Source organism: Streptomyces tirandamycinicus (genome assembly GCF_003097515.1).
In the GTDB taxonomy this organism is placed as follows: domain Bacteria; phylum Actinomycetota; class Actinomycetes; order Streptomycetales; family Streptomycetaceae; genus Streptomyces; species Streptomyces tirandamycinicus.
The window spans coordinates 4475049-4489413 of record NZ_CP029188.1; the positions used below are offsets into that span (position 1 = coordinate 4475049).

The following is a 14365-nucleotide window of genomic DNA, read 5'->3' on the forward strand; positions in this document are numbered from 1 at the left end:
GAGCACCGCCATGAGCCCCGACACTCCGTCCGGTGGGTCCGGCAGTCGGTCCGGCGGGTCCGGGATTCCGTCCGGCGGTACCGGCGGAACCGGCGGTCCGCCCGGCCGTTCCGGCGGTCCGCCCGGCGGTCCGTCCGGCGGTTCCGGGACTCCGTCCGGCGGTTCCGGGACGCGAACGCCAGGGCCGCGGGTGCCGCCCGCGGGTCCGGGCCCGCTGCTGGAAGTGCGGGACCTGCACGTGGAGTTCCGCACCCGGGACGGGGTCGCCAGAGCCGTCGACGGCGTCTCCTGGTCCGTCGCCGCGGGCGAGACCCTCGCCGTGCTCGGCGAGTCCGGATCGGGGAAGTCCGTCACCGCCCAGGCCGTCATGGGCATCCTCGACACCCCGCCCGGCCGGATCACCGCCGGGGAGATCCTCTTCCGGGGGCGGGACCTGCTGAAGCTGAAGGAGGAGGAGCGCCGGAGGATCCGCGGTGCCGGAATGGCCATGATCTTCCAGGACGCGCTGTCGTCGCTGAACCCGGTGCTGACCGTCGGCGACCAGCTCGGCGAGATGTTCACCGTGCACCGCGGCATGTCGCGGAAGGACGCCCGGGCGAAGGCCGTCGAGCTGATGGACCGGGTCCGCATCCCGGCCGCGCGGGAGCGGGTGGGCCAGTACCCGCACCAGTTCAGCGGCGGTATGCGCCAGCGCATCATGATCGCCATGGCGCTGGCGCTGGAGCCGGACCTGATCATCGCCGACGAACCCACCACCGCCCTGGACGTGACGGTCCAGGCGCAGGTGATGGACCTCCTCGCCGAACTGCGCCGCGAACTCGGCATGGGGCTGGTGCTCATCACCCACGACCTCGGCGTCGTCGCGGACGTCGCCGACCGGATCGCCGTGATGTACGCGGGCCGGATCGTCGAGACCGCCCCGGTCCACGACCTCTACAAGGCCCCGGCCCATCCCTACACCCGCGGACTGCTCGACTCGATCCCCCGCCTGGACCGCAAGGGCGAGGAGCTGTACGCGATCCGGGGCCTGCCGCCGAACCCGACGGCCGTCCCGCCGGGCTGCGCCTTCCACCCGCGGTGCCCGATGGCCCGCGACGTGTGCCGGACCGACGAACCGGAGCTGTCCGAGGTGAGCCGCGACCGCGGGAGCGCCTGCTTCTTCTGGAGGGAGTGCCTCCGTGACTGAGTCCACCGGTCCGGCCGAGCCGATCATCGAGGTGCGGGGCCTGCACAAGCACTATCCGCTCACCCGGGGCATCGTGTTCCGGAAGCAGGTGGGGGCGGTCAGGGCGGTCGACGGTGTCGACCTCGACCTGTTCGCCGGCGAGACGCTCGGCGTGGTGGGCGAGTCCGGCTGCGGGAAGTCCACCCTCGCGAAGCTGCTGGTCAACCTGGAGCGGCCGACGAGCGGGGTCATCCGGTACAAGGGGGAGGACGTCACCCGGCTGTCGGCGCGGGCGCTGAAGGCCGTCCGCCGCAACATCCAGATCGTGTTCCAGGACCCGTACACCTCGCTGAACCCCCGGATGACCGTCGGCGACATCGTCGGAGAGCCGTACGAGATCCATCCCGAGGCGGCGCCGAAGGGCGACCGGCGGCGGCGGGTCCGGGAACTGCTGGACGTGGTCGGGCTCGACCCCGCGTACGTCAACCGCTATCCGCACCAGTTCTCCGGGGGGCAGCGGCAGCGCATCGGCATCGCGCGGGGCCTGGCGCTGCGGCCCGAGGTCATCGTGGCGGACGAACCCGTCTCCGCCCTCGACGTGTCCGTCCAGGCGCAGGTGGTCAATCTGCTGGAGCGGCTGCAGAGGGACTTCGGCCTCAGCTATGTGTTCATCGCCCACGACCTGTCGATCGTCCGCCACATCTCGGACCGGGTCGCGGTGATGTACCTGGGGCGCATCGTCGAGACCGGCAGGGACGCCGAGATCTACGACCATCCCACCCATCCGTACACGCAGGCCCTGCTGTCCGCGGTGCCGGTGCCGGATCCCTCGGCACGCGGGCGCGGCGGTGAACGGGCCATCGCGCCGACCGCCGGCGGCGGGAACGGCGGGGCCGGTGCGACGGGTGGGGTCGCCGGGAACGGCGCGGAGGGCGGGGCCGGTGGGAACGCCGGGATCGGCGCGGAGGGCGGGGCCGGCGGGGAAGGTGGGAACGGCGGGAACGGCGGGAACGGCGCGGGCGGCGGGCGGATCATCCTCTCCGGTGATGTGCCCTCGCCCGCGAACGTCCCCTCCGGCTGCCGGTTCCGCACCCGCTGCTGGAAGGCCCGGGAGCGGTGCGCGCGGGAGGAGCCGGAACTGGCGGTGCCGGAGCGGTTCCGGGACGTGCGGGGCCCCGCCCGGCACGACTCGGCGTGCCACTTCGCCGAGGAGCGGCGGGTGGTGCCGGGCGGCGACCGGCCGGACCGGGACTGACGCCCCCTGCCCCCGGAGGTCCGGGGCGGGGGCGCCGCGGGCCTACCGCAGGGTCTCGGCCGTCTCCCGGCTCAGGATCGCCAGCCGGGCCCGCTTCTCCGGGAGGAACACCTCGGGCAGGTCGACCTCCGGAAGGACGATCTCCGGGCCGATCTCGAAGCCGCTGCGCCGCAGCCGCTCGATCGCCCTGGTGTTGCGGACGTCCGGCTCGGCGATGATCCGCCGGACGTCCCCGTCGGCCAGGACATGGCCGACGAGCACTCCGAGCAGGGCGGCCGTGAAGCCCGGCCGAGGACTTCCCTGGACCGGGCCGACCATCAGATGGATGCCGATGTCACCGGGTTCGGCCTCGTAGCACTCGCTGACCCGGTCGGCCTCCGGTTCGTACGTCTGGAACAGCATCACGGGCTCGTCGCCGAGGAGGACCAGGAACGCGTGGTGCGTGGTGAGCGAGTCCAGATGCTCGTAGATCTCCCGCACCTCGTCCCGGCTCGTCCCGCGCATGCCCCAGAAGCGGGCCCGCTCCTCGCCGACCCAGGAGTGGACGACGTCCGTGTCCCGTGCCGGGTCCAGGCGCCGCACATGCACCGCGCCCAGCCCGTCGACGGTCGCCCGGTTCGGCGATTCGGCTCTGCCCGATCCGGCGGGGGCCTCAGTGGTCATGGTCTCCTCGGTGCGGTGCTCGGGGGTGAGCAGGTCGAAGTCGGTGACGACGGGGACGAAGTCTCCGCGCAGCCACAGCGGCAGCTGGTCGCGGTGGTGTGTGTCGCCGGGGACGCCCCGGGCGCCCAACGGGACCACCCAGAGGCTGTCCTCGCGCCGGGCGAGGTCCCACACATAGCGGGCGGCGGGGCCGCGGGCACTCAGGTCGGTGACGCCGGGGACGCTGGAGGTGGCCAGCACGCAGTCGTGGTCGCCGGGCAGTCCCGGCCAGTCCTCGCCGCCGGGGGCGGGCAGCGCCTGCCAGGGCGCGAGGCGGTGGCGCTCGCCCCAGGTGGTCTCCGCCCCGCCGGCCGGGGCGGCCTCGGCAGCGGCGACCTCGTCGACGGCGTCGCGGACGAGCGCGGCCCGGTCGATCCCGGGCAGCCGGTCGGTCGTGAGCAGGGTCTCCAGCGCGTACCCGATCTTCGCCGGGAGGTACAGCCAGGGCAGGAACACCTCCGGGTACCCGAACGAACCGCTCAGCGGCTCCAGCGCGGGATGGGCCGCGAACCGCCGTACGACGGCCGAGCGGACGGCGGCGAACAGCGCGGCGTCGGTGCTGTCGGCCGCCATCCGGCGGTCCCACCCCAGCAGCCGGTTCCGCAGCGCCGCGGCGCCGGGGTTGAGCCGGCTCTGGTCCAGCGCGGCCACCAGCTCCAGCAGGGGTGCGGCCGACGCCAGCCGGGTGTCGGTGTGGACGGCCGCCATCCCGGGCGCCGTCCAGCTCGTGGACTCCCGCAGCAGCGCGGCGATGCGGTCGGCCCGGTGGGGCGGCGCGAACTCCACTCCCAGGGGGGTGGCGATACCGCGGGCGTTCGCCATCACGGCGAAGTCCCCGACCTCGGCACGGGGTGTCTCGTGCCAGCCGCGCCATTCGTGCCCGGGCTCCCATGCGGGCACCACCCGCAGCCGGTTGGCCTCGGACCGCACCGGTACGCGCCCGGCGACCCGGTGCAGCAGACCGCCCTCGGTGTCCGCCGCCTGCACGACGTTGACCGGCTCGGCCCAGTCGTCGAAGGCCCGGTCGACGTCGCCGACGGTCCGGGCCCGCAGGAGCGCGGGGATCGCCTCGAAGCCGAGGGCCGCGGTGACCCGCGGCGGGTAGCGGAGACTGACGGCCTCCGTCACCGCGCCGCCCCCGCCCGACATCGCGCCGCTCCCGCCCGGTGCCGGGGCGTCCCCGGCGATCACCGGGCCGCGTCCGGTCTCGATCACCTCGACGGTGACCGGGTCACCGCCCGCGACCTCGATCGTCTCGTGGTGGTGGGCGACCGGGTGCCAGCCGTCCGGGCCCTCCGCCTCGATCCCGTCCCCGGTGCGCCGCAGGCGCTCGCGGTACAGGTCCTGGTAGTCGGCCATGGCGTTGGTGATGGCCCAGGCGACGGAGCCGGTGTGGCCGAAGTGGGCGAGTCCGGGGACGCCCGGCACGGCCAGGCCGACGATGTCGACGTCCGGGCACACCAGATGGATCTGCTGGTAGACGCCCGGGTCCTCGATGAAGCGGTGCGGGTCCCCGGCGATCAGCGGCGCTCCCGTCTCCGTCCGCGCGCCGGTGACCAGCCAGCCGTTGCTGCCCGCGGTGCCGGGGCCGTCGGTGGCGAACAGGGTGGCCAGGTCGCCGCCGAGCCGCCGTGCGACCTCCTCCCGCCACAGCTTGGTCGGGAACCCGGCGAACAGGATGTGGGTGGCGATCCAGATGCCGAGCGGCACCCACGGCTCCCAGTGGCCGGGTTCGAGACCGGTGGCGGCGAACTCGGGGGCGCTCCGGGCGCCTTCGGCGAGCCCGTCGCCGACTCCCTCCGCATAGGCGCCCACCCAGGCCGCCGTGTCCGCGTCCAGGGCGGCGAAGCAGCGCCGGGCGGTGTCCTCGAGCCGGGCCTGCCGGGCGAACCTGTCCCACACCACGGCCTCCGCGCCCAGGAAGGCGGCCGTCGTGCCCCGTACCCGGTGCCGTTCGACCTCGATCTGCCAGGCCCGGTCGGTGGCGGCGTTCCGCCCCTGGGCCCGGGCCAGTTCCAGGGCGCTGGAGGCGCGCAGATGCGGGATGCCCCAGGCATCCCGGTAGACCTCGGTCGTCACACTGTCCCCACTCTCCTGCTGGACGAACCCCTAGGTTAGGCTGACCTAACCTTAGTCGGCGTGCGGGGAGGAGACGGCAGTGGGGCATGGCTGGGAGGGCGTGGTCCTCAGGCTGTTCCGGGGCAGGGACTTCGAGTTCACGGTGACGGGCGCGGAGCAGGTGACAGACCACTACCGCCGGATCCACCTGACCGACGGGGGCATGCTCGCCGCCACGGGAGTGCATCCCACCATGTGGGTGCGCCTCTGGTTCGACGACGCGGGCAAGCCGCACCAGCGGGCCTTCACCCTGGTAGACCCCGACCCGGCCAAGGGCACGTTCAGCATGGAGTTCGCGCTGCACGACGGCCGTGCCGGCGACTGGGCGCGCGCCGCCAAGCCGGGCGACAGGATCGACGCCACCCTCCAGGGAACCGGGTTCACCGTGCCCGACCCGCTGCCCTCGCGGCTGTTCGCCGTCGGCGACCCGGCCTCGCTGCCCGCCGTCAACTCCCTGCTCGACGCCATGCCGGAGGTGCCCGCCACCCTGTGGTTCGAGACCCAGCACGCGTCGGACGCCGAACTGCCCCTGCGGGCCGGCGCCGCCCACCACGACGTGCGGCGGGTCCCCCGGCAGCACGGCGGCGCGGCCCTCGTGGCGGAGGTGCGGGCCGCGCTGCCCGGACTGCTCGGCGACGACCGGTCGGACGCGTTCGTCTGGATCGCCTGCGACACGGCGACGACCCGGACCCTCACCGCGTACGTCCGCAAGGAACTCGGCCTGCCCAAGGACCGGGTGAACGCGCTCGGGTACTGGCGCCCGGAGAAGTCCGGAACGCGATGAGCGGCCGTCAGTTTTGTTAACAGCCAGGCAACTTGGCCGAAGCGGCACCGATATACGGACACGTCATCCTGAATCCCGTACGGCCGTGCGGGTGCCGTAGACCGGCCGGGGCGCACACGCCGCTCCGGCCGGTCGTGCGCGCGCTCCCGCGGGGGCCCGGTTCTTCGGGGTATGTTCCGTTCTCCCGTCGGTGTCCGGTTCTTGCTCATGAGTCTGGTTCCTGTGTGTGGGTCCGAGGCTTGCGTACGGGCCGGGGCTTGCGCCTGGGCCCGGGTCCTCCGTGGTCCCGGCGCCGAGCGCTGCCGCACACCGCATCTCCGGCGCCACCGCGCGGACGGTGTCCGCCGGGCCGCCGTCGCGGGCTGCCGCCGTGCATCACCGTCCGCTAACCTGAGCCATGGCCGGAGGGGCCACGACCGGGACGCGGACGCGGTCCCGGTGCGGTGCCCACGCCCCGGGAGGTCCGTCCCCCTTTCCCCTCCTTCTCCTTCACCCCGCCATCCCTCTCCTGCTCTCTGCTTCTCTCTGCTTCTCTCTCGTTCCCCCTCAACGGCCCCGCGGCGCCGTCGGCCGCAGAAAGCGCTCACCGTGCTCCGTGCCTACCTGCTGCCCGTCGAGGTCGCGGTCACCGTGTTCCCGCTGATCGCCGCGCTGATCGTGGTCCCGGTCGCGATCCGCGGCTACCGCCGGCGCGGGCGGGCCGGCGGCTGGCCCGTACTGGTCTTCTACAGCTTCGTCTTCTACCTTCTGGCCACCCTGCTGCAGACCGTCGTGCCGCTGCCCGCCGACATCGACGGCCACTGCGCGGTCACCCGCTACGCGGAACGGCCCCAACTGGAGCCGCTCGCCTTCCGCGGGACGGTCTCCACGGCCGCGGCCGGCAACTGGGCACCCGCCCACCTGATCACGCTGGCCCCGGCCTGGACCACTCTGCTCAACGCCGTGCTCCTGCTGCCCCTGGGTGTCTACCTGCGCTACTACCTGCGCCGGGGGTTCCTCTCCAGCACGGTGCTGGCGTTCGCCATCTCGCTGTTCTTCGAGAGCACCCAGTACACGGGTCTGTGGTTCGTCTACGCCTGCCCCTACCGCCAGTTCAACGTGGACGACCTCATCCTCAACACCGCGGGAGCCATGGCCGGGTGGATCGTCGCCGGGCCGCTCACCCGCCTGCTCCCGGTCAACAACCCCGACTCCGAACGCAGCCGCTACGGCACCCGCGTCACCCTCACCCGGAGGGCTCTGGCCTTTCTGACCGACACGGCCGGCTGGCTCGTCGTCTGGACGCTGTTCGCCGGACTGCTCGGTGTCGCCGCGGACTGGCCCACGGGCCGGCGCCACGCGCTGCCCGCCGGGGCCGTCCTCGGTCTGCTGTGGTTCTGGCTGCTGCCCGCCGCCATGGCCGCCACCGTCGGCAAGCGGGCCCTGCTGCTCCGCGTCACCCGCCCCGACGGAAGCCCGCCGGGGGCCCTGCGCATGATGGTGCGCACCGGCGTGCTGTACCTCCCGCTCGCGCTGCTCTGGCTGACCCTGGTCCACGAGACCGGGACCCTGGCCATGCCCGGTCCGCTCGCGACGGTGCTGCCCTACGCGACCGCGCTGGGGGCCGTGGTGCTGTGGGGAGCGCCGCCGCTCGCGGCCCTCCTGCGACGCGACGGCCTCGCTCCGCACGAACGCTGGTCCGGCACCGTGAACCGCGCCGTCATGCCGGCGGAGGGCGGCGGTCCCTTCCTGCCGGTTCCGGAGACGGCCGGGGATGGGCGGCGGTGAGACGGGACGGCGTACGCGGCCTCCGCACCGCCCCGGGCGGCACCCCCGGCGGTCCCGTCAGTCCATCCCCAGAGCGCGCTTCAGGAAGTCCACCTGGAGCAGCAGCAGGTTGTCCGCCACCTGCTCCTGGGGTGTCATATGTGTGACACCGGTGAGCGGCAGCAGTTCATGGGGGCGGCCTTCGGCGAGCAGGGCCGATGACAGTCGGAGGCTGTGTGCCACCACCACATTGTCGTCCACCATGCCGTGGATGATCATCAATGGCCTGGCGGGCTCGGCCGGATCGGTCAGTCCGCCGTCCGTTACCAGGGAGTTGGCCGCATACAGCTCGGGGCGCTCCTTTGGGTGGCCGAGGTAGCGCTCCGTGTAGTGGGTGTCGTACAGCCGCCAGTCGGTGACCGGCGCGCCCGCGACCGCCGCGTGGAAGACGTCCGGCCGGCGCAGCACGGCGAGCGCCGCGAGATAGCCGCCGTAGGACCAGCCGCGGACCGCCACGCGGCCGAGATCCAGCGGGAACCGCCCGGCCAGGGCGTGCAGCGCCTCGATCTGGTCCTCCAGGGTGACCAGCAGATCACCCTTGATCGCCTTCTCCCAGGCGGGGGAGCGGCCCGGTGAGCCGCGTCCGTCCGCGACCACCACGGCGAAGCCCTGGTCCGCGAACCACTGGGAGGTGAGGTGCGGATGGTGCGCGGCGACCACCCGCTGGCCGTGCGGCCCCGCATAGGGGTCGAGCAGCACCGGAAGCGGGCCATCCGATTCCCGGTAGCCGTGCGGGAGGAGTACGGCGCACGGAATTCGCCGTGCGCCCCCTTCGAGAAACCGTGCGCGGGAGGAGATGACGGGCTTCTCCGCATATGAGGCGATCGTGGTGAGCGGTTTGCCGTCCCTCAGCACCTGGACCGCCGCGCCGGCCGCCTCTCCGGGCCGCGCCGACGCGAGCACCGTCACCGCCCCCGAGCGCACCGCCCCGTGCACCCCCGCGCCCTCCGAGACCCGCTCCGCCCCTTGCTCGCCGACCCGGTACACATGGATCTCGCCGGTCTCCGGCTCCGCCGCCGCCTCGCCCGCCGACGCCGAGACCAGCACATCCGAATCGCCGATGTCCAGGACCGCCCTGATGTGCAACTGCGGCCCCGTCAGCGGCCGGCCGCCCACCGACAGCACCCGGGCCCCGCCCTCGTCCGCGATCCGCACCAGCCGTCCGTCCGGCGCCCAGCCGGGCACCCCGTCCGCGAGTTCGACCCACGCCGGGTCCTCGTCGACATGCACCGTGCGCGTGGCGCCGCTCTCCGTGTCGACGGCGAGGTGCAGCGCCGTGCGCTGGTCGCGGGTCTGGACGAGCAGCAGCGGCGGTCCGCACGGCGACCAGTGCACCCGCGCCAGGTACGGATACCGCTCACGGTCCCAGACCACCTCGGTGCGCGTGCCGTCGAGCCCCATGAGCAGCAGCCCCACCGCGGCGTTCGCCGTCCCCGCCGAGGGGTAGGCGGTCCGCACCGGCTCCCGCTCCGGATACGCCGGGTCCGCGATCCACCAGCGGCGCACGGCGGAGTCGTCCACCCGCGCCACCAGCAGCCGGTCCGACTCGGGCGACCACCAGAAGCCGCGGGAACGGCCCATCTCCTCGGCCGCGACGAACTCCGCCACCCCGTACGACGTGTCCGCGTCGTCCGGTTCGGCGAGCGCCCGGTCCGCGTCGCCCTCCGCGCCCACGACGCGCAGCGCGCCGCCGGCGGCGTACGCCACCAGGCGTCCGTCCGGCGACGGCCGCGGGTCGATCACCGGCCCGGCGGCGGGCAGTTCGCGCGCCGTGCCGGCCCGCAGCTCGGCCGTGAACAGCCGGCCGGACAGCGCGAAGGCCGCCAACTCCACCTCGCGGTCCACCGCGTAGCCCACGATGCCCCCGGAACCCTCACGGCTGCGCTCCCGCCGTGCGCGCTCCTCCGCCGGCAACTCCTCGTCCGCGCCGCCCAGCAGCACCCCGGGGTCCGCCGCCACCCGCTCGCGGACCTCGCCCTCGAGGTCCAGCACCCAGAGCAGGTGCGAACGGTCCGTCCCCGAAGGCGACCTGAGGAACACCGCCCGGGAACCGTCCGGGGCCACCGTGAAAGCGCGGGGCGCGCCGAGGGTGAAGCGCTGCGTCCTGGCGTACTGGCGGGGGAAGGAGAGCTGCTGCTTCGACGTCATGGGACCGAACCTAGCGTCTGGGCCGGTACGGCGAGCCGATCGAACTCCGCGGTCACGGAACCGGCCGGCCCGGTCCGCCGTCTTCCCCTGACGTACCCGGGGGCCGCGGCCGTGCGCCCCCGTGTGCTGCCGTGCACCGATCGATGCGGCGGAACGGATAGTTATGATCCGTAGCGCCAGGTGGGTAGGAACCTTCCGGCACATGCATGCTGCCCGTTCCCGACCGAATATCTGTGGAGGTGAGCCGCCGTGGCACTCTCGATTTCGGCGGTGGTGCTGCTGGCGATCGTCGTCTTCCTGCTGGTCCGGAAATCCGGACTGAAGGCCGGACATGCGGCGGTTTGCATGCTCCTCGGGTTCTACCTCGCCAGTTCCTCGATCGCGCCCACCATCAACGAACTGACGACCAACGTGGCCGGCATGATCGGCGGGCTCAAGTTCTAGCGCCGCGTCACGCAGGGGCTGCCCGCCGAGGAGCGGTGTCCGCTGCCCGGGGCCTCCCCGGCCCTCCGGGCCGAGCGGATCGCGAGGCGCCGCACCGGCCTCGCAGCGGGCCTGCCCGGCGGATGCGGCAGCGCCGCGGGGCGCCGTGCCGGGTGCCGCGGCGGGACGAACCTCGGCCGACGCGCCACCGGACCGCGGCCTCGTAGGCTGGTAGCCATGACGGATCTCCCAGCCCGTCGTCTGCTCCTGGTGCACGCGCACCCCGACGACGAGTCGATCAACAACGGCGCCACGATGGCCCGGTACGCCGCCGAAGGCGCCCTGGTCACCCTGGTCACCTGCACCCTCGGCGAGGAGGGCGAGGTGATCCCGCCCGGGCTCGGGCATCTCGCCGCGGACGAGGACGACACCCTCGGTGCGCACCGGGCCGGGGAGCTGGCGGCCGCGATGCGGGAGCTGGGCGTGCACGACCACCGGCTCCTGGGCGGTGCCGGGCGCTTCCGCGACTCGGGGATGATGGGAGTTCCGCAGAACCGCCGCCCGGGCGCCTTCTGGAACACACCCGTGGACGAGGCCGCGCCGTATCTCGTCGAGGTGATCCGCGGCGTACGGCCCCAGGTCCTGATCACCTACGACCCGCAGGGCGGTTACGGGCACCCCGACCACATCCAGGCGCATCGCGTCGCCATGCGCGCGGCGGAGCTCGCCGCGGACCCGGACTTCCGGAGCGACCTCGGCGCCCCGTACCGCATCGCCAAGATCTACTGGAACCGGGTGCCGCGCACGGCGGCCGAGGAGGGCTTCGCCCGGCTGCGCGCCGCGGACGTGCGGTTCCCGGGCGTCGCCGCTGTCGAAGACATCCCGGGTGTGGTCGACGACGCGGAGGTGACCGCCGAGATCGACGGCGCCCGTCACGCCGAGCGGAAGGCCGCCGCGATGCGCGCCCACGCGACACAGATCGCCGTCGACGGGCCCTTCTTCGCGCTCTCCAACGACCTCGGCCAGCCGCTGTTCACCACGGAGTACTACCAGTTGGTGCGGGGAACCCCCGGCGCACCGGAGGGCGAGCGTGAACGCGACCTCTTCGCGGGGGTGGACTCCGGCGCCGTGACGATGGGCTCGGCGACGCAGACGACGTCAACGGCGCAGACGACATCAGAGACGCAGACGCCGTCAACGACACCGAAGACACCGACGACACCGACGACACAGTCGTCGCAGACGACACGGGAGACAGCGTGATGAGCGGGTCCGGAGCCTGGCCGGCCAGGCCCCCGAAGGCGGTGCGCATCGCCGCGTACATCGGTCTCGCCGTCCTCGGCGTGGCGGTCGGAGCCGCCGGTTCGCTGGTCCAAGCGGCCTGGTTCCCGCTCGGGTTGCTGCTCGCGCTGCTCGGCGCGGCGGCGCTGTTCTACGGCGGGCTGCGCGCGACCGGCACCCAGCTCGGTGTCGTCGCGCCCGCCGCGGGCTGGGTCGCCTCCGTGCTGTTGCTGAGCGCCGGACGGCCGGAAGGCGACGGTCTCTTCGCCGGCGGTCTCGGCGAGATCGTGTTCCTGTTCGGGGGGACCGCGCTGGCTGTGATGTGTGCCACCATGACGCGGTTGCCGCAACCGGGCGGGTCCTCCGGCCGACTTGGCACGTGACGTGTCCCATCTGAGGCCGAATTGCCCGCGCTCGTCGGGGCGGCCGCGGGCCGCCGCTTCCCGCGCTCGCCGGATACGGGTCGGCGGCGGCCAGTATGGTGGTGCGCGCCGCCGAGCCGCCCGCAGCAACGAGAACCAGTCATAACGGGCGGCGGAGCCAACCGGGAGAACCTGCTTTGAGCCGTGAAACTGACAGTTCGTCCTCCGGCCCCCAGGGGCGCGGCGGGGCCGCTTACCCCTCGGGGACACCGCCGTACGGATCCCGCCAGTATCCGTCGCTGCACCCGACGCAGGACGCTCCGGAGGAGAGAACCGAACCCGCCCCCGCGCGGCGGCCGGACGAGCCCAGGACCGAGACGACGCTGACGACCCGCATCCGGATCAACATCCCCGGGTCGCGTCCGATCCCGCCGGTGGTCATGCGCACGCCCATGAGCGACCTGGACAAGAAGGGCGCCCCGGCACCCCGCGAGGGGGTCGCCGAACGTACGGGCGGCACTCCCCGCCCGCCCGCGCCCGCACAGTCCGCCACCGCGCCCGCCGACGCGGGACGGGACGTGGGGAGCCCGGACGCACCCGGGAAACCCGCCGACGAGAAGACGAGCGACTGGTTCGCCCCGCGCAGGACGCCGCCGGGCTCCACGCCCCCGCCGGCCTCCGTCCCGCCCCAGGCGACGGGCCCCGGCCAGGGGCCGAACGGGGTACCGGGACCGCGCCCCGAGGACACCGGAGCCCACCGGGCACCGGGTGCGCCCGCCGCCCCCGGGTTCCCCGACGGGCAGGGTGGCGCCGGAAGCCGGCCCCGCAGCGGTCTGGACGTGCTGTCGCCGGACCCGGAGGCCGCGGGCCGGGCGGCACCGGGGCAGCGTCCCCCGGGTGCCGGTCCGGCGGGCCCCACCACGGGACCCGCCCCGGGCACCTCGCCGTTCGCTCCCGGAGCCCGCGCGGGCGGTGTCCCGGGAACCGGTGCGCCCGGCGGTGTCACCGGGGCCGGGCCCGCCGGTCCTCCGCGGATGAGCGACGACACCGCCGTCCTCACCCCGCAGAATCCCGGACCCGGTTCCGGGGCGGGCGGACCGGTGCCGCCCGGTGGCCCGGGCGGCAACGTCTCGGGCGACACGCTCACCAGCGGCCTGCCCGTGGTGCCGCCCGAGCACCGCTCACCATTCCAGCCCGGCGGTCCGGGCGGGCCCGGCGGCGCGGCGTCCCCGTGGCCCTCCGGGCCCGGCGGCGCCGACTTCTCCGCGCCCGACTTCCCCGGCCGCGCCACCTCCCAGCCGCCCGCGTCCGGCTCGTCGCCGGCGTCGTCGTCCCCCACGCGGTCCGCGCCGGCGTCGTCCGGCCCGGCGCGGAAGGGCCGGTCCAAGCTGGTGCTCGCCGGTGCCGGGGCGTTCGGCCTGCTCGTCGTCGCCTACGGCGCGGGGCTGCTGCTGAACCACTCCGAGGTGCCCAAGGGCACCACCGTCCTCGGCGTCGACATCGGCGGCGGTACCAAGGAGGACGCGCAGGCCCGGCTGGAGGCGGCGCTCGGCGAGCGTGCCACCTCCCCGCTGCGGCTCAGCGTCGCCGGCCAGAAGGTCCAACTCGCGCCGGACAAGGCCGGTCTCACCCTGGACAGCCAGGCGACGGTCCGAGGGGCCGCGGGCAGCGACTACAACCCCGTATCGGTCATCGGTTCGCTCTTCGGCGGCGAGCGGGTCGCGCAGCCGGTCATCCCGGTCGACGAGGAGAAGCTCGCTGTCGCCCTGACCGATCTGGCGGGCACGTCCGGCTCGGCATCCGAGGGCACGATCAGGTTCGAGCCGGGCAAGGCCGTGCCGGTTCCGGGCAAGGCGGGCAGGGCACTGGACGTCCGGCAGTCGATGATCTCGGTGCGGGACGCGTTCCGCGCCCAGGTCGAGACGGGCCGCGCGAACGACGTCGAACTCCCCGTCACCACCCGCGAACCGACGATCACCGAGACCGAGCTGAACCGGGCCATGAAGGAGTTCGCCGAGCCGGCCATGTCCGGCCTGGTCACGATCAGGGCGGGCGACAAGGAGATCCAGTTCGGACCGGCGAGGTCGCTGCCGAGGATCCTGTCGATGAAGGCGGTCGACGGCCGGCTCGTCGAGGTCTACGACAAGCAGGCCATCACGGAACTGCTGGACGGGGTCTTCGACGGCATCACGGTCACCAAGGGCGACGGGAAGCAGTACCCGGTGTCCGCCGACGACGTCGCCTCCGCGATGCAGAAGGCACTGCTCGGCAGGACGCCCGAGGAACGCACCCAGACGATCGAGCTCGACGGGCAGGGCTGA

Annotated in this window: 10 protein-coding genes; 8 read left to right on the forward strand and 2 right to left on the reverse strand. The window is 73.9% G+C overall.

The features are described 5' to 3' along the window. Window positions 1-10: 10 nt before the first annotated feature. Both DDW44_RS19885 and DDW44_RS19890 read left to right on the forward strand, forming a co-directional pair. Window positions 11-1186 carry an ABC transporter ATP-binding protein gene (locus tag DDW44_RS19885; RefSeq protein ID WP_244224068.1) on the forward strand — a complete coding sequence of 392 codons (1176 nt, stop codon included), beginning with the start codon at window positions 11-13 and terminating at the stop codon, window positions 1184-1186. Beyond that, window positions 1179-2420 (forward strand): ABC transporter ATP-binding protein, encoded by a 1242-nt coding sequence (locus DDW44_RS19890; protein WP_108907250.1) that lies wholly within the window; start codon window positions 1179-1181, stop codon window positions 2418-2420. Before DDW44_RS19885 ends, DDW44_RS19890 begins: the two co-directional genes overlap by 8 nt. 42 nt (window positions 2421-2462) lie before the next feature. On the opposite strand, the gene DDW44_RS19895 is transcribed toward DDW44_RS19890, so the two are convergent. Continuing rightward, a complete protein-coding gene (locus tag DDW44_RS19895; protein WP_108907251.1) occupies window positions 2463-5201 on the reverse strand; it encodes a GNAT family N-acetyltransferase in 2739 nt (912 codons plus the stop codon). Between the two features lie 79 nt (window positions 5202-5280). On the opposite strand from DDW44_RS19895, the gene DDW44_RS19900 reads away from it, so the two are divergent. Together DDW44_RS19900 and DDW44_RS19905 are read left to right on the forward strand one after the other, a co-directional pair. Then, window positions 5281-6024 carry a siderophore-interacting protein gene (locus tag DDW44_RS19900; protein ID WP_108907252.1) on the forward strand — a complete coding sequence of 248 codons (744 nt, stop codon included), beginning with the start codon at window positions 5281-5283 and terminating at the stop codon, window positions 6022-6024. Between the two features lie 588 nt (window positions 6025-6612). Further along, the gene (locus DDW44_RS19905) at window positions 6613-7791 is read left to right on the forward strand and encodes a VanZ family protein (RefSeq protein WP_108907253.1); all 1179 of its coding nucleotides are present in this window, start codon (window positions 6613-6615) and stop codon (window positions 7789-7791) included. Between the two features lie 57 nt (window positions 7792-7848). Here the strand turns inward: DDW44_RS19905 and DDW44_RS19910 are convergent, their stop codons facing one another. After that, entirely contained in the window at window positions 7849-9978 is a 2130-nt protein-coding gene (locus tag DDW44_RS19910) for a S9 family peptidase (protein ID WP_108907254.1), read from the reverse strand. 249 nt (window positions 9979-10227) lie between these two features. Between DDW44_RS19910 and DDW44_RS19915 the strand changes: the two genes are divergently transcribed. The 4 genes from DDW44_RS19915 to DDW44_RS19935 all read left to right on the forward strand — a co-directional run bounded on the left by DDW44_RS19915 (window position 10228) and on the right by DDW44_RS19935 (window position 14365). Continuing rightward, complete coding sequence (locus DDW44_RS19915) at window positions 10228-10422, forward strand: hypothetical protein (protein WP_017947212.1); 195 nt, start codon at window positions 10228-10230, stop codon at window positions 10420-10422. A 216-nt stretch (window positions 10423-10638) separates the two neighbouring features. After that, window positions 10639-11664 (forward strand): N-acetyl-1-D-myo-inositol-2-amino-2-deoxy-alpha-D-glucopyranoside deacetylase, encoded by a 1026-nt coding sequence (gene mshB, locus DDW44_RS19920; protein WP_244224069.1) that lies wholly within the window; start codon window positions 10639-10641, stop codon window positions 11662-11664. Continuing rightward, window positions 11664-12065: a DUF6113 family protein gene (locus DDW44_RS19925; RefSeq protein WP_017947210.1), complete on the forward strand. Its 402-nt coding sequence runs from the start codon at window positions 11664-11666 to the stop codon at window positions 12063-12065. Before mshB ends, DDW44_RS19925 begins: the two co-directional genes overlap by 1 nt. A gap of 176 nt (window positions 12066-12241) precedes the next feature. Further along, window positions 12242-14365: a hypothetical protein gene (locus DDW44_RS19935; protein WP_208647986.1), complete on the forward strand. Its 2124-nt coding sequence runs from the start codon at window positions 12242-12244 to the stop codon at window positions 14363-14365.